General features: G+C 65.3%; 23 protein-coding genes and 1 tRNA gene. 13 read left to right on the top strand and 11 right to left on the bottom strand.

Translation table 11 applies throughout. The features are described 5' to 3' along the window. Positions 1-194 precede the first annotated feature (194 nt). From JQ616_RS00120 to JQ616_RS00105, 4 genes are all read left to right on the top strand, one after another. On the top strand, positions 195-1337 hold the full coding sequence (locus tag JQ616_RS00120) for a DUF898 family protein (RefSeq protein ID WP_212013049.1): 1143 nt from the start codon (positions 195-197) through the stop codon (positions 1335-1337). A 4-nt stretch (positions 1338-1341) separates the two neighbouring features. Continuing rightward, the gene (locus JQ616_RS00115; protein WP_212011315.1) at positions 1342-2466 is read left to right on the top strand and encodes a M48 family metallopeptidase; all 1125 of its coding nucleotides are present in this window, start codon (positions 1342-1344) and stop codon (positions 2464-2466) included. Between the two features lie 44 nt (positions 2467-2510). Continuing rightward, positions 2511-2756: a hypothetical protein gene (locus tag JQ616_RS00110; RefSeq protein ID WP_212011313.1), complete on the top strand. Its 246-nt coding sequence runs from the start codon at positions 2511-2513 to the stop codon at positions 2754-2756. 185 nt (positions 2757-2941) lie between these two features. Then, positions 2942-3577 (top strand): class I SAM-dependent methyltransferase, encoded by a 636-nt coding sequence (locus tag JQ616_RS00105; RefSeq protein WP_212011311.1) that lies wholly within the window; start codon positions 2942-2944, stop codon positions 3575-3577. A 153-nt stretch (positions 3578-3730) separates the two neighbouring features. Here the strand turns inward: JQ616_RS00105 and JQ616_RS00100 are convergent, their stop codons facing one another. Then, positions 3731-4879, bottom strand: coding sequence for an ABC transporter substrate-binding protein (locus tag JQ616_RS00100; protein ID WP_212011310.1), 1149 nt, complete (start codon positions 4877-4879; stop codon positions 3731-3733). Positions 4880-5316: 437 nt separating this feature from the next. On the opposite strand from JQ616_RS00100, the gene JQ616_RS00095 reads away from it, so the two are divergent. Together JQ616_RS00095 and JQ616_RS00090 are read left to right on the top strand one after the other, a co-directional pair. Further along, a complete protein-coding gene (locus JQ616_RS00095) occupies positions 5317-5529 on the top strand; it encodes a hypothetical protein (RefSeq protein ID WP_212011309.1) in 213 nt (70 codons plus the stop codon). 78 nt (positions 5530-5607) lie between these two features. Continuing rightward, complete coding sequence (locus JQ616_RS00090; protein WP_212011308.1) at positions 5608-6078, top strand: hypothetical protein; 471 nt, start codon at positions 5608-5610, stop codon at positions 6076-6078. Between the two features lie 13 nt (positions 6079-6091). On the opposite strand, the gene JQ616_RS00085 is transcribed toward JQ616_RS00090, so the two are convergent. From JQ616_RS00085 to JQ616_RS00070, 4 genes are all read right to left on the bottom strand, one after another. After that, a complete protein-coding gene (locus JQ616_RS00085; RefSeq protein WP_212011307.1) occupies positions 6092-7087 on the bottom strand; it encodes a LysR family transcriptional regulator in 996 nt (331 codons plus the stop codon). A gap of 87 nt (positions 7088-7174) precedes the next feature. Continuing rightward, complete coding sequence (locus JQ616_RS00080; protein WP_212011306.1) at positions 7175-8206, bottom strand: MerR family transcriptional regulator; 1032 nt, start codon at positions 8204-8206, stop codon at positions 7175-7177. Between the two features lie 209 nt (positions 8207-8415). Further along, on the bottom strand, positions 8416-9216 hold the full coding sequence (locus tag JQ616_RS00075) for a DUF2927 domain-containing protein (RefSeq protein ID WP_212011305.1): 801 nt from the start codon (positions 9214-9216) through the stop codon (positions 8416-8418). A 93-nt stretch (positions 9217-9309) separates the two neighbouring features. Then, on the bottom strand, positions 9310-9879 hold the full coding sequence (locus JQ616_RS00070) for a L,D-transpeptidase (protein WP_212011303.1): 570 nt from the start codon (positions 9877-9879) through the stop codon (positions 9310-9312). Between the two features lie 225 nt (positions 9880-10104). Here JQ616_RS00070 and JQ616_RS00065 point away from each other — a divergent pair, with 225 nt between their 5' ends. Together JQ616_RS00065 and JQ616_RS00060 are read left to right on the top strand one after the other, a co-directional pair. Continuing rightward, on the top strand, positions 10105-11652 hold the full coding sequence (locus JQ616_RS00065; RefSeq protein WP_212011301.1) for an acetolactate synthase large subunit: 1548 nt from the start codon (positions 10105-10107) through the stop codon (positions 11650-11652). Between the two features lie 53 nt (positions 11653-11705). Beyond that, positions 11706-12242 (top strand): hypothetical protein, encoded by a 537-nt coding sequence (locus JQ616_RS00060; protein WP_212011299.1) that lies wholly within the window; start codon positions 11706-11708, stop codon positions 12240-12242. A 367-nt stretch (positions 12243-12609) separates the two neighbouring features. Here JQ616_RS00060 and JQ616_RS00055 read toward each other — a convergent pair whose 3' ends face one another. After that, on the bottom strand, positions 12610-12840 hold the full coding sequence (locus JQ616_RS00055) for a hypothetical protein (RefSeq protein WP_212011297.1): 231 nt from the start codon (positions 12838-12840) through the stop codon (positions 12610-12612). A 180-nt stretch (positions 12841-13020) separates the two neighbouring features. Here JQ616_RS00055 and JQ616_RS00050 point away from each other — a divergent pair, with 180 nt between their 5' ends. After that, complete coding sequence (locus JQ616_RS00050; RefSeq protein WP_212011295.1) at positions 13021-13161, top strand: hypothetical protein; 141 nt, start codon at positions 13021-13023, stop codon at positions 13159-13161. Between the two features lie 68 nt (positions 13162-13229). Here JQ616_RS00050 and JQ616_RS00045 read toward each other — a convergent pair whose 3' ends face one another. Next, positions 13230-13601 carry a DUF4118 domain-containing protein gene (locus JQ616_RS00045; RefSeq protein WP_212011294.1) on the bottom strand — a complete coding sequence of 124 codons (372 nt, stop codon included), beginning with the start codon at positions 13599-13601 and terminating at the stop codon, positions 13230-13232. 182 nt (positions 13602-13783) lie between these two features. Here JQ616_RS00045 and JQ616_RS00040 point away from each other — a divergent pair, with 182 nt between their 5' ends. Then, entirely contained in the window at positions 13784-14083 is a 300-nt protein-coding gene (locus JQ616_RS00040) for a hypothetical protein (RefSeq protein WP_212011291.1), read from the top strand. 153 nt (positions 14084-14236) lie between these two features. Here JQ616_RS00040 and JQ616_RS00035 read toward each other — a convergent pair. The 3 genes from JQ616_RS00035 to JQ616_RS00025 all read right to left on the bottom strand — a co-directional run bounded on the left by JQ616_RS00035 (position 14237) and on the right by JQ616_RS00025 (position 16501). After that, positions 14237-14311 (bottom strand) — tRNA-Val (locus JQ616_RS00035). A 108-nt stretch (positions 14312-14419) separates the two neighbouring features. Then, complete coding sequence (locus JQ616_RS00030) at positions 14420-15715, bottom strand: hypothetical protein (protein ID WP_212011289.1); 1296 nt, start codon at positions 15713-15715, stop codon at positions 14420-14422. A 180-nt stretch (positions 15716-15895) separates the two neighbouring features. Further along, entirely contained in the window at positions 15896-16501 is a 606-nt protein-coding gene (locus JQ616_RS00025; protein ID WP_212011287.1) for a DUF1134 domain-containing protein, read from the bottom strand. A 153-nt stretch (positions 16502-16654) separates the two neighbouring features. Between JQ616_RS00025 and JQ616_RS00020 the strand changes: the two genes are divergently transcribed. Then, positions 16655-17119 carry a YHS domain-containing (seleno)protein gene (locus JQ616_RS00020; RefSeq protein ID WP_212011286.1) on the top strand — a complete coding sequence of 155 codons (465 nt, stop codon included), beginning with the start codon at positions 16655-16657 and terminating at the stop codon, positions 17117-17119. On the opposite strand, the gene cysQ is transcribed toward JQ616_RS00020, so the two are convergent. Continuing rightward, the gene (gene cysQ / locus JQ616_RS00015; protein ID WP_212011283.1) at positions 17120-17947 is read right to left on the bottom strand and encodes a 3'(2'),5'-bisphosphate nucleotidase CysQ; all 828 of its coding nucleotides are present in this window, start codon (positions 17945-17947) and stop codon (positions 17120-17122) included. 151 nt (positions 17948-18098) lie between these two features. On the opposite strand from cysQ, the gene chpT reads away from it, so the two are divergent. Both chpT and JQ616_RS00005 read left to right on the top strand, forming a co-directional pair. After that, complete coding sequence (gene chpT / locus JQ616_RS00010; RefSeq protein ID WP_212011281.1) at positions 18099-18746, top strand: histidine phosphotransferase ChpT; 648 nt, start codon at positions 18099-18101, stop codon at positions 18744-18746. A gap of 203 nt (positions 18747-18949) precedes the next feature. Beyond that, a partial coding sequence (locus JQ616_RS00005; RefSeq protein ID WP_212011279.1) for an Hpt domain-containing protein occupies positions 18950-19818 on the top strand: 869 nt, incomplete at its 3' end.

Raw genomic sequence — 19818 nt, 5'->3', positions numbered from 1 at the left:
CTCGTTCGTGAAAGAGGGGCGACTTTGGTGCACCCGCGGCCGATATCCGGGGTGTTAAGGCAAACCCAACCCCGTCCGGCCAAAAGTCGCCCGGCGATCTCGACCTTGTGTGAAACCTGGATCACACTCAGAGCGACAAACCTGTGCTTTTGATCCGCAGAGATTGTCCCGTCCTGGAGTGACTCGTGAACGACATGAGCTGGACCCCGCTGGGGCCCTCGCAGCCGGCCCCTCAACCGCCGCCGATGCCGGTGGCGTTTTCGGGGGACCGCAAGGCGTTCTTCCGCCTGGTCGCGCGCGGCGCCGGGCTCGAACTGGTCACGGTCGGCTTCTACCGCTTCTGGCTCACCACCGACATCCGCCGTCATCTCTGGTCGAACACCGTGATCGACGGCGATGGGGCAGAATATACCGGCCGCGGCAAGGAGCTGCTGATCGGCTTTCTGGTCGCGCTCGCGATTCTGGTGCCGATCTATCTCGGCTACACCCTGCTCGGCGTCGAGGCGGAGCATCTGCAGGCCTTTGCCTCGCTGCCGATGGTCGCCTTCTTCTACCTGTTCGGCCAGTTCGCGATCTACCGCGCGCGGCGCTATCGGCTGACCCGCACGGTATGGCGCGGCCTCCGTTTCTGGATGAGCGGCTCGGGCTGGGTCTATGCGCTGAAGGCCTCACTGTGGGGCCTGCTGGTCGTGATCACGCTTGGCTTCGCGTTGCCCTGGCGCGAGGCGGCGCTCGAACGCTACAAGATGCGGCACACCTATTACGGCGATCTGCAAGGCTCGTTCGAAGGCCGCGGCTGGGATTTCTTCAAGCGCGGCTGGTGGCTCTGGCTGCTGATGCCGTTCGCGCTGGTCACGGTCTTCGGCCCGTTCGCCTATGCCGCGTTCAAGGCGGTCGAGTGGCGCTGGTGGCTGTCGGGCATCCGCTTCGGCGAGGTACGGCTCGAATCGACGCTGAGCCGCGGCGCGCTGATCGGCCTCTACTGGAAGGTGATCGGCTGGATCTTGCTGCTGTTCATCGTGTTCGCGGCCTATGTCATGCTCTGCATCTTCCTGGTCGCCAGCATGGACGGCACCTCGATCGCGACCTTCTTCAAGACCGAGGCGTTTGCCAAGAGCATTCCCCTGATCGTGCTGCTCGGCATCGGCTATCTCGCTTATGCGCTGGCGATCAACGTGGTGATGCGGGTCTATCTGATGCGCGATCTCTGGGTTCGCGTATTGTCGTCGATCATCGTGCACAACATCGAGGCGGCGGCCGACGTCACGGCGCGCGGCGAGCTCGCCAATGCGCTCGGCGAGGGCTTTGCCGACGGCCTCGACGTCGGAGGGTTCTAGCGACATGGAATTCGATAGCGGCGAGACCAGTTCGGCGGCACCGCCATTACCGGGCGCCGTGTTGTTCGACGGCCGCTCGAACCGCCGCCGCAACGTCACGCTCCGGCTGTCGGATGCGCTGGAGATCAGGCAGGACGGCGAGCCGGCGCTGCGCTGGGGCTTTCACGACATCCGCCGCGCCGACAGTCCGTCCGGCCTGCTGCGGCTGAGCTGCCTGACCGCGCCTGCGCTGGCGCGGCTCGAGGTCCGCGACCCCGCCATGATCGCGGCGCTGGTCGCGCGCTGTGACCGGCTCGAGCAGGACCTGCCGAACCGCAAGGGGGTCGCTGCGATCGTCGGCTGGTCGCTCGCGGCCGCGGTGTCGATCGTGCTGGTGGTGCTGTTCGGCGTGCCGCTCGCCGCCGAGCGGCTGACACCGCTGGTGCCGGATTCGTTCGAACGCCGGCTCGGCGATGTCGCCGAGGCGCAGGTCAAGGTGATATTCGCCGGCAAGCCGTGCAGCAACGCGGCGGGACAGGCGGCATTCGCGAAGCTGGTCGGCAAATTGCGGGACAGCGCAGGCCTCGATAATTCGGTCCTGTCGGGCGTGCTGGCGACACCGGTGCCGAACGCGTTCGCGCTGCCGGGCGGCAAGGTCTATCTGTTCGACGGGCTGCTGGAGAAGGCGGAAAACCCCGACGAGATCGCAGGCGTCCTGGCGCATGAGCTCGGCCACCTCCGCCATCGCGACAGCATGCGCGAGCTGATCCACAATGGCGGCACCTCGTTCCTGATCGGGCTGTTGTTCGGCGACGTCACCGGCTCCGGCGCGCTGATCTTCGCCTCGCGCTCGCTGGTGACGTCGTCCTATTCGCGCGACGCCGAGACCAATGCCGACACGTTCGCGATCGAGACCATGCACAAGCTCGGCCGTCCGGCGAAGCCGATGGGCGAACTGATGTTCCGCGTCACCGGCAAGGAAGGCGGCAAGGGGCTCTCGCTGGTCTCCAGCCATCCGCTGACCGAGGACCGCCTCGCGCGCATGGACAAGGCCGACGCCGGCAACCGGCCGAGCGGGCCGCCGTTGCTGTCATCGGCCGAATGGCAGGCGCTGAAGGGAATCTGCGGATCGGGCAAGGGCAAGGTGTAAGGCAGAAGATTTTGCAATTGGGGTTTCAGAACCGGAGCAATCCCATGCCGCATGACGACAGATACTGGTTTCCCGCCAAGCGCTATGGCTGGGGCTGGGGACCTCCGAACAACTGGCAGGGCTGGTCGGTTGTCGCGGCGTTTGCCGTGTTGATCGCGGTCGGCGCCGCGACGATCCTCCCGCACTCCCAGACCCGCTTCGTTGCCTACGTTCTCCTGCTTTGCATCCTGCTCGTCGGGATCTGCTGGTGGAAGGGCGAGCCGCCGCGCTGGCGCTGGGGCGGCGATTAAACGCGACGGGATCAGGCCGAAGCGTCATCGCACTTTAGCGCTTTGGCTGAGCATGATCCTTTCGGAAAGCCGCTTCGTCGTTTTCCGGACCATGATCCGGCGCGACATTTTGACGGAATTGACCTGAGTGGATGCAGGCTGCTCATGCTCTCCGGGCTCGCCCGCAACCGGAGGATTTTCCCGTCTTGACCATCGAAAGCGACGCCCGCTTCTGGGACCGGGCTGCACGCAAATATGCCGCGCGGCCGATCGCTGCGCCGGCCGAATATGAGCGCACGCTGGACCGCACCCGCGCACTGTTGAAATCCAGCGATCGTGTGCTGGAGCTCGGTTGCGGGACCGGCACCACGGCGCTCCGGCTCGCGGGCGACGTCGAGAGCTATCTCGCCACCGATATTTCGGCGGAGATGATTGCGATCGCCAATGAGAAGCACTCGACGACGCCGATCCGGGGTCTGACGTTCCGGGTCGCCACCACCGATACCACCGCGGTCGATGCCGGACCGTTCGACGCCATCCTGGGGTTCAACTACCTCCATCTGGTTCGGGACCTGCATGGTACTCTGTGCCGGATTCACGCGCTGCTGGGGACAGATGGCGTTTTCATTTCCAAGACGCCCTGTGTTGGTGAGATGAACCCGCTGGTCCGGCTTGTGCTGCCGGCGATGCGCACGATCGGAATGGCGCCCCATGCCGGCGTGTTCACGTCCGAGGCACTGCGTGAGGTCTTGGGTGCCGGCGGATTCGAGATCGTTGCAACAGAGAATCATGCGACGAAGGGCGACGATCACCGCCCCTACATCGTGGCGCGCAAGAGGTGATGACGTTGCCCGGCACAGCCTCGAAATCATCGTCGAGAGCTGTTCCCGTTCCGATGGAATCAGAACGGGGTTCCAGATTCTTGCTTTGACGCGTCTTCTTTGCGCGAACCGGTATCCACTTCGCTCGAAAACGCTGTGGCCGGTCGCGAACCTCTACTTCACCAGCCTGAACTTGCCGCCGTCGACCTTGATCAGGAACGCCGAGCGCTCGTCATAGCCGTTGTGGTCGGTCGGGCTCATGGTCGAGAGGCCGTTGTTCAGATAGACGTCCTTGCCGCGCTCGAGTTCATCGCGCAGCGCGGCACGGAATTCCGGCGTGCCGGGCTTTGCCGTCTTCAGCGCGATTGCCGCCGCGCGCTTGAACAGCGTCACCGCGTCCCACAGATGCGCGCCGAAGATGTTCGGCTTTTGCCCATTGACCTTCTCATAGGAGGACACGAACTCGTCGCGTGCCTGGCGGAACGGATCGTTTGCTGGCAGATCGTCGGCGATGGTGAAGGCCTCGCCCGTGAAGATCGCGCCCTCGACATTGGCGCCGCCGAGCTTGATGAATTCCTCCGACGCCACGCCATGGGTCTGGAAGATCTTGCCGGCATAGCCGCGGCTGCGCAGCGCTTCCTGCGGCAGCACGGCCGGCGTGCCTGCCGAGGCGATGAACACCGCCTCCGGGTTGGTCGCGATCACCTTCAGCGCCTGGCCCATCGCGCTGGTGTCGGCGCGCGCATAGACTTCATGGGTGGTGACGGTGAGGCCGAGCGACGGCGCCAGCCGCGACACCTCATTGTAGTAGCCTTCGCCATAGCCGTCGGAGACGCCGATATAGCCCAGCGTCTTGATGCCGGACTTGGCGATGTATTTCAGGATCGCCGCCGCCATCAGATCGTCATTGGGCACCACCTTGAACGCCCAGCGGCGGCGGTCGTCGATCGGTCGCACGATCGCGGTCGCGGCGGCCAGCGAGATGATCGGCGTCTTGGATTCGAAGGCGACGTCGAGCATCGGCATTGTCACGGGGGTGAGCGAGGAGCCGATCAGGATGTCGACGCCGTCCTGGATCACGAGGCGGCGGGCATTCTGCGTGCCCTTGGTCGGATCGGATTCGTCGTCGAGCGCGATATAGGTGACCTTCTCGCCGCCGATCTCCTTCGGCAGCGCAGCGATGGTGCGCATCTGCGGCTGGCCGAGCGCCGAGCCCGGTCCGGATGCCGACACCACGATGCCGACCTTGATGTCGGCCCGCGCGTCCGGCGCCATCAGGATCGCACCCGCGAGTACCCAGAGTCCGGCCATGGCCAGCTTCATTGCAAATCCTCCCCAGCAAGTTCTTTTTGTTCAATGCGCGGCCGATGATAGCCGACCGGCGTCCGGGTCCGCATCATATTGATTCCGCCTGACGCGTCTGTCCCCCGGATTGGGGACAGCGGACAGCACCTGGAAAGCACTTGGAAAGCAGCTGGACAGGGTTTGCGCGCGCTCCGACGCCGAAATCCCGGACTGTCCGTCTCCTGCCTCAGTCCCAACGACGGACCGGCCCTGAACGCCGTGTTAACCAATCCCCTAAAGGCCGCAGGAACCAGTTTCCCTAATCGGGCGGCAAGGTCTCCCTGTTATCAAAGGATCAGAAAAGGGAGTACGAACATGTTCAGCATTGTTCGGATCCTCGTCTTGATCGCATCTGCGTATGCGGGATCCGTGGTTGCAGTTGGACAGTGCGCCATCGTCGCAAGCGGTCCACGTTTATGACTTATCATCATCCGATCGCGTCCGAGCACGCGCGCGCCATCTGCGAAGAGATCGGCGAGCGGCTTCGCCATGCGTTGCGCGGCGATTACGCCGATCTGCCGCCGCGGCTGCGAGAGCTCGTCAACGAGCTCGCGCTGCAGGACTATGAGGCGCCATCACTGGTGCCCACGATGGCGGAGATGACGGGACCGCTGGTGTTTGCAGCCTAGGTCTCAGCTCACGATCAGCTGCCGGCCCGCCGAATAGAAATTTCAGGCGGTTGAATGTGTGCTAGCCTGCATCCCGGGATGGAATTGCCATCCGGCATCCGGGAGGACATGGCTATGAAAGGCTCGTCGCTCTTCGTCACGAATTTCGCCGTCGCTGCTTTGTCGATCGTGCCGCTGCTGTGCGGATCAGGCCGCCCGGCGTGGTCGCAACCGAGCCCGCTTCCCGACATCTCGGTCGAGGCGCCGAAGCATGTCGGCGCGCAACAAAAGCCGACGCAGCGCGCGGCGGCGCGCAGCGCCCGGTCGCCGCAAACGGCGTCGACCTCGGTGTTTTGCATCGGCGGTTGCATGTCGAGCTTCAGGTCGGGCGATCGCCCCTGGGTCGGATGCTCCTGGTCCGCTGGAGCGTCCGCCTACACCGGCTGCAGAAACATCGGGCCGGGCGGTGTTCCCTTCAAGAGCTATAATCAGTGCGCGGAAACCGGACTGAATAACGGTTGGAGAAGCGGTGAAATCTTTGCGTATTGCACCAGCCTGGCTTTGAAGTAGGCGCAAGTCCCTCTTAGACGTTCTTCGCGACCTTGCGTGTGCGCGTCGGGCCGGCGCCGGCGATCGCCGGCTTGATATTCCACACCGCGCGCACCGCGGCGTAGGCGTGGGCGATCACCGGCTCGTGGCGGCGGGCGGCGAGGCTGGCGAAGGAGAGATCGCAGGTGAGCTTCACTTTGTCGGCGACCACGAATTGATGCGGGCGCGCCATCCGCGGCGCCAGCACGCTGTCGCGCGCGAGGCTGAGGCAGAGGCCGGACTCGACGAAGTCGATCATCGCCTCTTCCTGATCGGTATAGCCGACGCGCTTCGGCAAAGCGCCGAGCGGGCGGAAGATGTCGTCGAGCAGCCGCCGATGGCCGGAATGCGGCGGTGTCGCAAGCCAGGGCAGCTCGGCGAGCTCGGCCCAGCCCTTGCCGATCACACGGTCTCTCCAGCCGATCGGCGCGATCACGCGGTAGTCGTAGCAGAGCAGCGGCGCCAGCTGGTAGCGGCCGTCGGCGATGGTTCGCTCGGTGAAGCTGTGATGGACCAGCTGCTCCGGCGGCGTGGCGTCGACATAATAGCCGACGTCGAGTTCGCCCCTGCCGATCTGCGCCAGCACGTCGTCGCTGACGCCATGACGCAGGAACACTTCGGTGCGTTGCGAGGACATCGCAAGGCTGCGCACGAACGGTCCAAGCCGGGTGAATTCGGGATCGAGGATGGTGCCGACGCGCAAGGTGCCGCGCTGCGCCTCGTTCAGCGAGTCCGCCATCGCCTTGAAGTCGGATGCCGCGGCCACCGCCCGGTGCGCCAGCGGCAGCAGCGCGGCGCCGGCTTCGGTAAGCGTGAATCCGCTGGGGGTGCGGTTGAACAGCAGCAGCCCGGTGCTCTCCTCAAGCGCCTTCAGTTGCAAGCTGACCGCCGGCTGGGTCAGTTTCAGCATCGCTGCGGCACGCGATACAGTGCCCTCACGGGCGACCGTGATGAAGCAACGCAAGGCCTGGGTACGGGGAAGCTCGGTCATTGTGTGAGCTTATAGCACAGTTTTTTGCCGTGCATCCGACCTGCGTCGTGCATTGTTATTTAATGATAATACAACCAATGCGAGAAGTCAGGACGGTCGCCACGCGATCATGCCTTCGGTCCGCGCGCGCACCTCCGGCGAGGCGAGGCAGGTCGCGACCGCTTCATAGCCCGCCGCGCCTGCAATGGGCGCGACGCAGATCGGCAGGCTGTGGTTGGCAGGGCACAGGATGATCGTTTCGTCGTCGCCAACCGCGTCGAGATCCAGGATCGCGCTGGAGCGTGTCAGGAAGAACAGCGGCCGCGCCTCCGGCCCGCGACGGCGCAGATGCGCGATCACGGCTTCCTGGCTTGCCGCATCGAGCCCGTGCTCGAGCATGTCGATCACGAGGATCGCGCCGTCGCGGGCCTCGAGCGCCGCGAGCAGGGTGATCAGCGCCGGTGAATCCACCGCGCCGTCGGCGACCAGGACGGCAAGGCTCGCCTCGACCCTGGCCTTGTGCGCCGGGGCGGCATCGAGGCGCGCACGAGCCGCCGCACCACCGTCGGCTGTGCGGTCGAGCCCCATGAAGCTCGCGCCCGGCAGCGCGTCCGCGAGCCGCTGGGCGAGGCGCGTCTTGCCGCTGCCGAGCGGGCCGACGATGTAATTTAGCGGCTTGACGTCGCGCAGCTCGAAGCGCTCGCCGCCCCACGGCCACGGCAGATCGAACGCGACGCCGATCGCCGACCGCACCTTGACCGCACCGATCAGGTCGCGCGTCGCGGGCATCTTGCCGCCACCGAGGTCGGTGCGCAGCCGCCGTATTCTGGCGATGCTGTCGCCGTATTGGCGGATGCGCGCTTCGAGTGTGGCCTCGTGCGCGGCCAGCACGCGGCCGAGCATGATGGCATCGCCACCCAGGATCCGCGCCACTTCACTGACACTGAGGCCGAGCGCGCGCAACTCGACGATCTCGGTGCAGCGCGCCATCTCGGCCGGACCATAGGCGCGCCATCCCGCCGGCGTGCGGTTGGGCGCGATCAGGCCGCGCTCCTCGTAGAGGCGCAGCGCTTTCGCCGAAATGCCGAGCTGCCTGGCAGCTTCGGACGGGCTGAGGAAACGGGCGGCAGGAGCATTCATCGAATCACCTCGCGTTGTCTGACCGCGCCTCTATGGAGGCGGCCGCAGGGGCAAGGTCAAGCGGGGAGGGTGGTTGTCCCGCACTCTGCGGTACGACTCACAAGCCGCGCCACACACTCGGTGTCGTCCCTGCCTAGTGCGCAATTGCGCACTAGGCAGGGACGACGGCCGTGTATGCCGCGAACGTTTGCGCCGATCGCAGCCACCCCTCACTCCAGATGGTTCACCTTCGCCACCCAGGCGCGGACGTCGGTGAGCACGGCGGGCAGCACGGCCTTGACCTCCTGCACGTTCATGCCGGGCTTAATGCGGGGGTCGTAGAGCAGATTGAGCAGGTATTGGTCGTAGACGTCGAAGAAGCCCATCGAGACGCTGTCGTTGAACATGGTCCACGGCACGGTCGCGGTGTCGTTGATCGGGCCGAGCGACTGCAACAGCTCCTCATAGGCGCAGTCGAGGAAGATGAAATCGCCATTGTCGACGGTGAGGATCACGTCGGAATGCTCGATCTCGTAATTCTCGTTCTTGCGGAAGCCGGACAGGCATTGCGGGTCGAGCGAGGAGCGGATTTCCTTGGCGCGCTCCTGGCCGTAGAAGGTCGCGATGGTGCGGTAGAGCTCGCGGTCGCGCACCAGCTTGACCGCGACATTGGCGGCATCCTTGTCGTCGGTCATCGCAATGTCGAGATGCTGCACCCTGGTGCGGATGTCGGCGATGACCTTGGCGAGCTGCGCCTTGCGGTCGGCACGGCTGCCGTCGGCGAACACGCGCACCGGCTTGTCGTATTTGCGGATGCGGTCGACCCGTCCGGCGAGATGATATTCGGCGCCGAAGGCGGTCTTCAGGAAGCCTTCGACGATCTCGGCGTCGGTGAAGACCTTCTTCTCGTTGCGCTGGCGCGCCGCGATCGCCGGGACCTCGGTAGCGGCCGCGGGCCTGGCGGCATCAGTGACGCATGCAGCGAGCACTGCGGCGAGAAGGAACAGGATCGAGACGCGAGGCTGGGACATCGTAACGACGCTGCCGCAAGCTTTGCGGCAGCGCAAGGCGCCATCAGTTGTTGTGCCGGATGGCAGCGCCTGGTTCCGTCGAAATCGATGCGATCAGTTCTTCACCACGACGGTGGCGCCGACCGAAACGCGATCATAGAGATCCTTGACGTCCTCATTGGTCATGCGGAAGCAGCCCGACGAGACCGCCTGGCCGATCGTCTCGGGCTCGTTCGAGCCGTGGATGCGGTACAGCGTCGAGCCGAGATACATCGCGCGTGCGCCGAGCGGGTTCTCGATGCCGCCGGCCATGTGGCGCGGCAGATCGGGGCGGCGGCGCAGCATGTCCGACGGCGGCGTCCAGGACGGCCATTCCTTCTTCGCACTGATGCGGTGGACTCCGCTCCAGCGGAAACCGTCGCGGCCGACGCCGATGCCGTAGCGCAGCGCCTGGCCGTTGGCTTGCACCAGATAGAGCCGGCGCTCGGCGGTGTTCACCACGATGGTCCCGGGCGCATAGTTGGTCGGGTAATTGACGGTGGTGCGTGGGATCGGGCTCGCGCCGTTGCCAAAGAAGCTCGGGGGCTCGGACTGGTAGCCCCGGGAGTCGAAGAACTGGGCTTGGGCCTGGCCGGCACCTGCCAGGATCGTGAGCGCGGCAAACATCAAGGCAATCTTGCGCATCGTCGTCGTCCTCGCGAACAATCAAATATACAGCCAAAAAGGCCACAACCGCTGGCCTTTCGCAAGCGACGAAGCGGTGACATCAGGCACTTTCCGGCAAGACGGTTTAAAAAGGCAACAGACCGCAGGCGATACCTGCATTGTCCGGTCAAACCTTTGACGAAGCGGATGAACAATGGTTGATCTGGAGCGACCTCAAGAACACCGCGAAACGGGAGCGAGAGCATGAATGGTGCGGAAAGTCTGGTGCGGACATTGGTCGCAGGCGGCGTGGATGTCTGTTTTACCAATCCGGGCACCTCGGAGATGCATTTCGTCGCGGCGCTGGACAAGGTCCCGGGCATGCGCTGCGTGCTCGGCCTGTTCGAAGGCGTGGTGACGGGTGCTGCCGACGGCTATTTCCGCATGAAGGGAACGCCGGCCTCGACACTGCTGCATCTCGGGCCCGGTCTCGCCAACGGCCTCGCCAATCTGCACAACGCCAAGAAGGCGCATTCCGGCATCGTCAACATCGTCGGACAGCACGCCACCTACCACATCGGTTACAACGCACCGCTGACCTCGGACATCGAGGGCCTGGCACGGCCGATGTCGTCCTGGGTCCGCACCTCGCCGGATGCCAAGTCGGTCGCCGCCGACGGCGCGGCCGCGATTGCCGCGGCCAAGAGCGCACCTCCGCAGATCGCAACCCTGATCCTGCCGGCCGACACCGCCTGGAACGAAGCCGACGGCATAGCCGAGGTACCTGTCGATACGCAGCGCCCGAGCTACTCGCCGCAGGCGGTCGACACCGCGGCCAAGATCTTGCACGGCGACGCCGCGCACACGCTGCTGCTGGTCACCGGCAGCGCGCTGACCGAGCACGGGCTGGCGCTGGCCGAGCGCATCGCCGGCAAGACCGGCTGCACCGTGATGGGCCAGACCTATCACCCGCGGATGGCGCGCGGCCGCGGCCGCTTCTCGGTCAACCGGATTCCCTATGTGATCGAGCAGGCGCTGCCGATCCTGAAGAATTTCCGTCACATCGTGCTGGTCGAGGCCAACGATCCGGTGGCGTTCTTCGCCTATCCGAACAAGCCGAGCATGTTGAAGGCGGAAGGCTGCGAGGTGCATCGCATGACCGCCTGGGGCGAGAATTCGGTCGCTGCCCTCGAGGCGCTGGCCAATGCGCTGCATGCGACGGCGAAGGACGTCAAACCGCAGCAGCACCCGGAACTGGTCAAGCCGACCGGTGCGCTCAACCACGCTTCGATCGCGCAGGCGATCGCGTGCGCGATCCCCGAGAACGCCATCATGGTGGACGAGTCCGTCACCACCGGCCGCGGCTTCTTCCCGCCGACGGCGGGCGCTGCGCCGCACGACTGGTTGCAGAACATGGGCGGCTCGATCGGCTTCTCGACCCCGGTAGCGACCGGCGCGGCAGTTGCCTGTCCGGACCGCAAGGTGATCTGCATGGTCGGCGACGGCAGCGCGATGTACACGATCCAGTCGCTGTGGACGCAGGCGCGCGAAGGGCTCAACGTCGTGACCATCGTGTTCGCCAACCGGATCTACCAGATCCTGCGCGGCGAGTTCGACGGTGTCGGCGCCGGCGAGCCGGGCAAGCGGGCGCAGGACATGCTGAAGATCGACCGGCCGACGCTCGACTTCGTCGCGCTCGCGAAGGGCATGGGCGTGCCGGCGGTCGCGGTGACGACGGCCGACGAGTTCAACAAGGCGCTCGCGGATGCGGTTGCCGAGCCTGGGCCGCGGTTGATCGAAGTGCAGATGTAGCAGCGCAATCTCACACGACCGCGGTGGCGGTCCAGTTCAAGTCGGAGGCGCCAATGCAGACCGAACTGAACAAGGTGATCGCCGCCGTGCAAGAGTTTTACGCGCAGGAGACGTTCCTGCTGGAGCGCGACCTCGGCGAGCGAACGCTTACTCACCGGCTCGCGGTCTATGTCGAGCGGCAGTTTCCGGGCTGGCAGGTTGATTGCAACTACGACCGGCTCGGCGAGCGCACGCTGCGGCTGCCGCGCGGCTCGGGGAGCTCGACCGATGACCATCTCGGCAAGTCGATCTATCCCGATATCGTCGTGCATCAGCGTGACATCCCGAACAATCTGCTCGCCATCGAGTTGCGCAAGGACAGCAATCACCAGCCGCTCGAGCACGATCAACGCAAGCTGCAGGCGCTGACCGACCCGAATGTCTGGTTTGCCTATGCGATGGGTGTTCTCGTGATCGTTGGGCCGAACGGCGTGAGCTCGTCCGAGGTCTATGCCGGCGGCGCCATCGACAGCGCCGCGTCGCGCTGGTTTGCGGAGCGGCTCCGAGAGAGCGCGCTCGCCAGCCCACGCGACGGTGGCGCGCAGCATTAAGCCTGTCGCACGATTCTTTCCGCGCATGGCAGTGATAGCCCGTTTGGATCATGCGCCGCATCAGCACGCGCGGCAGAACAGAAGGCGCGGGAGGTGGAGCAATTCCTGGAGCCGGTGGTCATTTTTCAGAACGATCCGATGGCGGTGCGGATTATCGGCTCTGCGCCTCTTTCGCTCCCTCTCCCGCACTTCAATTCGCTGGCCCAGCTCTCAACTGGTCCAGGCTCACCTGTTTCAAGGCGGCGGCGCAGTTGAATGCGACGTCACAGGCCGAGGCAGCATCCGCACCGGGACAGTGAAAAGGCCGCCTTCGGGCGGCCTTTTCCTTGATCACTGGGTTCGCGATCAGCATCGCGATCGTTTCTGTTTATTGCTTGGCGGCCGCATCGTCACCGGTCGCGGCGGCGCCGGCCTTGGTGCTCGATTTCTTCGCGGCTTTCTTGGCCTTCTTCTTCGGCGCCATCTTGGTCGCCTCGCCCTTGGCCGCCGTGTCACCGCTTTGCGCTGCGGGGGCCGGGCTGCCGGCTGCCTTGTCCTGCGCGAGCGCGGTGGACGAGACGAAGGCAAGCGCCGTGGCGGCGAGGATCAATGTTCGCATCGGATGGTTCTCCCAAGTTGGTATCCAGCGCCCCTCAACGGGACAGAATGTCGCAGGTTCCGCGGCGCCGATCAGCAGTCCGTGAGCTCTGCGTGAACGGCGCGGATGCAGCGGAGGTAGCGGAACTGGGAACCAGCGGCTGCGTTATGTCGCTGGGCAGGAGTTCCGAGGAGAGACGCCATGCGCTGGCGGTCAATGACGGAAACCACCAATACGGTGCTCGACACCACCCCGGAGAACACATTCTACGCAGTGGGCTGGACGGTCAGCGGCGTGGCGATGCTCGCCACCGTCGTCGCGGTCTGGATGTTCGGGATCTGAGGGCAGGCGATCCGCGCCGGCGTCCGGCTTGCGACCGCAGGCGTGCGCTTGCGGCCTGCGGTGGCCCCTTACTTCCGCAGGATGGCCAGCGCTTCCCGGTAGAGCTGCGAGAAACAAACCAGCAGCGCGCTCGACAGCAGGAACATCGACATACTGTCGTAATCGTCGGCGGTCGGCCAGGCGAACTCGAAATAGGGCGGCATGAACACCCACCACACGATCGGGACCGTGATGATGGTGGCAAAGGCGCCGGCCGGCGCGCCGCCCATCAGGCCTGCGATCAGGATCGCCGGCACGAAGCCTGCGAAATAGAACTGCATCCCGAAGGTCGCGAACATCTCCTGGGTCGCGGTGGCCAGCACCACCGCCAGCAATGCGACGACGAAGGTCGACAACGACCACGGCCGCAGCTTCAGAAGATAGTCATTTCCCTTGCGCATCGAGACGTCCCGGCCCCCTCGCGAGTTCCGGGAAGGTAGCCGAGGAGGCCTGCAAACAAAACCCCGTATGACTCCGTGGGGCAGGGTTGTGTGCGCTACAGTGAAAAGGAACCGGCCCGGTCAAGCCGCTGCCGCATTGTCGCGCATATTGCGTTGCGGCAGGGTGATGGTGGGACAACACAATGCTGGAAATTCTGATTGTCGTTCTCGTCACTGGGATCGGGTTCGCAGCCGGGTATGGCGTCCGCGAGCTGATCTCGCGCCGGAGGCGGCGGTCTTCGCCGCGGGTTCATGCGCCCCGGCTTCGGGCCGCCAATGACGACATGTCCGCCCGCGGCTGGTATCGGCCGACCGGCACGCAGGGCGCCGATCAAGCCACCCCGCCATCCGACGAACTCGACGGCGCCGTGCGCGACCTGCTCGGCGAACTCGGCCGGCGCACCACCCAGCCGTCATCCGCCCCGCACCGCCGCCGGCAATGAGCCGGACTTCCGGCCGCATCGCACCCGTGTCGGCTACTGTGCATGGGGTTGTTTTCGACATTTTTGATGAGGCAGTGCCGAAAGGCACCGGAATGCCGGCGATCGTCCGCACCTGACGGTTCAGGAAGGGATCTGGTGGTTCAGCAAGGGAAATGGTGGACGCACAAGGGATCGAACCTTGGACCTCTCCCGTGTGAAGGGAACGCTCTCCCGCTGAGCTATGCGTCCGGGATCTGACTGCCAACGGCCGCTGCCGGCCGGTCGAAAGTGGCGCTTCGTCAGAGCGTGCGATTTACGAAGTGCCGGGTAGGGGTGTCAAGCCAAACCCTGTGTAAATCAGGCGCCTTGCTGGCGGGCGCGGGAGGCGTGGGACTGCAGCGCCCGGATACGCTCGGCCAGCGTGCCGCCGCCTTCGGGCATGCCGCCGCCCGGCGCGGTGCCATTGGCGGCGCCGTTGGCAGGCTTGGCGGCGGCCTTGGCCGGCACGGTCGGCTCCGCCGCCAGCATGGCCTCGATCGCCGAATTGGGGCCCTCGAGCTGGATCGCGAGCTTGGCGACCTCGGCGGCGATGTCATTGATGCGCTCGCGCAGCAGCGCGTTCTCCATCCGCTCGGTCGCCCAGGAGCTCTCGGCCTGCTGCTGGATCGCGTTGATGTCACGCTGCAGCTTGCCGCGCTCGTCGCGAGCTGTGCGCAGCTGCTCCTCGACGGCGGCCTTCTCCTGGCGGAGCTTCTCGAGCACCGACGATTTGCCGCCGCCCGCTGCGGCGATCTCCTCGCGCAGCTCCTGCACCGTCCGCTCGGAGGCGGCGTTGGCCTGCTTGAGCTGGCCGTTCTCGAATTCGCGTTCGGCCAGCAGCTTGCCCTGGGTGGCGAGCCGCGTCTCCAGATCGGTGACGCGGTTGCCGAGCATCTCGGCTTCCTTGACCTGCGCGACCAGCTGGCGGTCGAGGTCGGTGACGCGCTGGCTCAGATTCTCGACCCGGCCGCGCGCGTCGGTGAGATCGCGCGTCGCGGTCTCCGACTGGCTGCGCTCCTGGGCGAGGCGCGCCTCGGTCGCCGCGAACTCCCTGGCGGCATCGCCGACGCGGTTCTTCAATTCCTCGACCTGGGTCCGCACCGCGACCAGCTCGACCTGGCGGCTGTCGGCGGTCATCGAGCGGTCGTTGAGCTCGGCGTTGATCTTGCCGAGCTCGCCCTGCTTGTCGGTCAGCGCCTGTTCAGCGGTGCGCAGCAGCTCGCTCTTGGCGCCGAATTCTTCCTCGGTGGCGCGAAGCTGCTCCTTCATCGCCTTCTCGCGGGCCTCCAGCGCGAAGATCGCGGCGTTCTTCTCGCCAAGCTCGATCTTCATGCGGTTGATCGCATCGGTCTTCTTGCCGAGCTCGGCGAGCTGGCTCGTGGTCTTGCTCTTGAGCTGGTCGACGCTCATCTCGAGCCGGCGGGCCGACATCGCGAATTCGGCGCGGAGCTGGTCCTTGTCGGCCTGGATTTCGGCCATCGACAACGGCGTGGCCGCCTCCATGCGGCGCGTGGTCAGCCGCACCGCCCGGTTATGCACCAGGGGCACGATCATCAGGCCACACAGCATCGAGATCAGGAAACCGATCGCCGCGTACATGATCGGCTCGATCATGAAGGATCACTCCAGGAACAGAAGAAAGAATTTGTTAATCACAATGCCACGGCGGGCCGGCCGAAGGCCAGCCCGTTTGCCGCGTTAAGGTGAATCGCTAACGGTGGCGGCGCGCCCCGGCGCATCGCCCGACCGGGGCTTGTAACCCAGCGGGGCTTGTAACCTAGCAAGGCTTGTAACCTAGAACGGGTTCCAGGTCGCACGCGGGGTGTATTTGAGATAGCCGACGCTGGCGCCGAGCCGCAGGCCGATGCCCGAGCGAATCGGCACCAGCACGATGTTGTTGGCGGTCAGCGCCGTCATGCCGAAGCCGCCGACGATGTAGGCCGAGCCGTCGATGCCGACGAAGCGCTGATAGATCGCCTGCGTCGAGGGCAGGTTGTAGACCAGCGTCATGGTCCGGGCGCCGTCGCCGCCCCAGTCGAAGCCGACCGAAGGACCCTGCCAGTAGACCCGGAGGTCGCCGGCGTTCTTGGTGTAGAGCGTGCCTTCGCCGTAGCGCAGCCCGGCCACGAACGCGCCGGAGCCTTCCTCGCCGAGCACATAGCCGTTGGGCAGACCCCATTGGCTGACCGCGCGCTCGATCACCGAGGCAAGCCCGCGCGAGACGTTGCCGAAGAACTTGTGTCCGGCACCGACCAGTTCTTCCGGCCCGTAGGTATACGGGGTCGGCTCACGTTGCGGCGGCGGATATTGCGGCGGCGGAGGCTGCTGCGCGGACGCCCCTGCGCTCCAGCACATCAGCGCGGCGAACGCGACCGCGGCAAGGCGTGATGCGAAAGTCATAAAGAACCCCTGCTATCGAAATCTGGGCGCTGCCCTTTAACCTGATGCCAACAGGCACGGCTCTAGGTTGCGCCCAGTGTCCCCTCGACTCGGATGTTATCGGTATCAACTATGACGGCACAACGGCAGGAAAGATATGGATCGTGCCGGGGCATGGCGTTTTTCGGCCTGTTGGCGGGCATTTTGGCGGCTATCTGCCCCGCTTTGCCGGTTCAGGCCACGACGACCGAGCGCGTGGTGACGAACCGCTACTCCGGATTGGCGATCGAGGGATTCGATCCCGTCGCCTATTTCACCGACGCCACCGCCACCGAGGGGCGGCCGGAATTCGAGGCCGCCGACAGCGGCGCGGTCTGGCGCTTCCGTAACGAGGGCAACCGTGCCTCGTTCGTGGCACATCCGGAAATCTATGGCCCGCAGTTCGGCGGCTATGATCCGACCGATCTGGTGCGTGGCGTGACCTGCGCGGGCAATCCGCGATTCTGGGCCGTGGTCGGGAACAGGCTTTATCTGTTCAACCGGGAACACAGCCGCGACGCCTTCACCGCCGATCCCGCGCGCTTCCTCAAGGAAGCCGCCGCGCGCTGGCCGGGGCTGGAAGAAAACCTCGCGCAGTGATCATGCCGCGGCGGTCGGGTCGCCCCAGGCGATGAATTCCGGCACCAGAAAGTCTTCGCGGCCAAGCCCGAAATGCAATGGATGCCCGTGCGAATCGGTCACCTTGCCGCCGGCCGCCACGATCACCGCGTGACCGGCCGCCACATCCCATTCCGATGTCGGCGATAGCCGCGGATAGATGTCGACCTCGCCCTCGGCGACACGGCCGAACTTGACGGCCGATCCCAGCACGGCGCGGACCGCGCCGCCGCGTGCGTCGATAAAGGCTTCGGTGCGCGCATCGCCGTGTGAGCGGCTGACCGCAACCGTCCATGGCGCGCCGTGCGGCGGACAGGGGCGGGTCTTGATCGGCACGGCCTGCGAAACCTTATTGCCCTTTAGCGTCAGCCGCTCGGCGCCCTTGCCGACGATGCCGCGCCAGATCAAGCCGAGTGCCGGTGCACCGACGATGCCGAGCAGTGGCACGCCATGCGTGACCAGCGCCACATTGACGGTGAATTCATTGCGGCCGGCGACGAACTCCTTGGTGCCGTCGAGCGGATCGATCAGGAAGAAACTGTCCTTGTAGGGCGGCGTCGCCAGATGGACACGCTCCTCCGACAGCAGCGAGACATGCGGTGCCAGCCGCGTCAGGCCCTCGACGATGATGTGGTCGGCGGCAAGATCGGCCTCGGTGACCGGCGAGCCGTCACTCTTGCCGGTGACGTTCATGGCGGAACGGTTGACCGCAAGGATAGCGTCGCCGGCCCGGATCACCAGTTCGGTCAGTGATTCGAGCAGCGTGGCGGCCTTGTCGCAGTCGAGGGCGGGCGATTGTGCCTTATTCATGAGCGGGTCTCATATCCTGTTCGTCTTCCCCTGAGATCATGATGCCAGTCTCGCCGCAAGCTGGCAGCATCCGTCTGCGCGGTGTATCAAGCCGACAGGCATGCGTGATTCGCACTCCTCGGTCGGCGTGCGGCTTTCCAGGAAACAATTGATGTCTGGCACTTCGTCTCCCGGTCCCGCTCCCGATGCGCTCGAGCTCGCAGCGCTGCTGTGCTCCAAAGTCTGTCACGATCTCATCAGTCCGGTGGGCGCGATCGTCAATGGGCTTGAGGTCCTCGATGACAATCCGAAGCCCGAAGATCGCGACTTCGCGCTCGATCTGATCCGCAAGAGCGCCAAGACCGCGTCCGCGCGGCTGCAGTTCTGCCGGCTGGCGTTCGGCGCGGCCGGTTCCTCCGGCGCGCAGATCGATCTCGGCGACGCTCAGAACATGGCGAAGGGACACATCGAGGACGGCAAGGTCACGCTGACCTGGAATTTGCCGCGGCTGCTGCTGCCCAAGAATCGCGTCAAGCTGCTGCTGAACATGCTGGTGGTCGCGCAGCAGACGATTCCGCGCGGCGGCACGCTCACCATCGATCCGGTCGGCGAGGGTGATGCGACGATCTTCCGGATCACGTCCGCCGGGCTGAATGCCCGCGTGCCGCAGAACATCGTCGATATCCTCAACGGGACCTCGGCGAACACGGTCGATGCGCATGCGGTGCAGCCATACTACACGCGCCTCTTGGCGGAAGCCTGCGGGCTCAAGGTGACGCTCACGCTCGACGGCGACAAGGTCATTATCGCCGCGGCCTGAACGCGGCCCGCGCGAAGATCATTAATCAAAGGTTACGACCGGCCGCGCGATTCAATCGCGCGGCCTTATCTCTTTGTTGATCCCGTTCTTTTCCAATTACTCAACCAAACTTAAACGCTTTGCGGAGAAGCTGGCCTCAGTTCCGTCAGGCGCGTCGATGTCGCGCGCCGCTGCGTTTTCGGCGTTTTTCGAAGGTTGGTTTCATGGACGATCTGTTGCGCGAGTTCCTGACGGAGAGCAGCGAGAGCCTGGATACGGTCGACAACCAGCTGGTGCAGTTCGAGCAGGATCCGAACAACGCGAAGATCCTGGATAACATTTTCCGCCTTGTGCACACCATCAAGGGGACCTGCGGCTTCCTCGGGTTGCCGCGGCTCGAAGCGCTGGCGCATGCCGGCGAGACCCTGATGGGCAAATTCCGCGACGGTATGCCGGTGAAGGCGGAAGCCGTGACGCTGATCCTGTCCTCGATCGACCGCATCAAGGAGATCCTTGGCGGGCTCGAGGCGACCGAGGCCGAGCCGGAGGGGAACGACCGCGACCTGATCGATCAGCTCGAAGCGATGGTCGAGCGCGGCATGGCCGCGATGGCCGCGGGTGAGGTTGCTGAAGAGGACGTGCCGGTGGTCGAGGCGCCGTCGGTGCAGGTCGCAATGACCGAAGGCACGCTGGTGGTGCAGACGCTGGAGCGACCCTTGCGTCCGGGCGAGGTCTCGCTCGACGAGCTCGAGCGCGCCTTCCGCGAGACCGAGATCGACGTGGCGGCGCCCGCGCCTGCCGCGAAGCCGGTGGCCGCAGCGCCTGCCGAGCCCGCTGAAGCCGCGAAGAAGCCGGCTCGCAAAGCCGCCGCCGAGACCGATGTTCAGGAAGGCGACAAGATCGCCAACCAGTCGATCCGGGTCAACGTCGACACCCTCGAACACCTGATGACCATGGTCTCCGAGCTGGTGCTGACCCGCAACCAGCTCTTGGAGATCTCCCGCCGCAACGAGGACACCGAGTTCAAGGTGCCGCTGCAGCGGCTCTCCAACGTCACCGCCGAGCTGCAGGAAGGCGTCATGAAGACGCGGAT

The sequence above is a fragment of the Bradyrhizobium tropiciagri genome (genome assembly GCF_018130545.1).
GTDB classification, from domain to species: Bacteria; Pseudomonadota; Alphaproteobacteria; order Rhizobiales; family Xanthobacteraceae; genus Bradyrhizobium; species Bradyrhizobium tropiciagri_A.
Note: the sequence above shows the minus strand (reverse complement) of the source record. Positions and strands in the feature narration are given on the sequence as shown.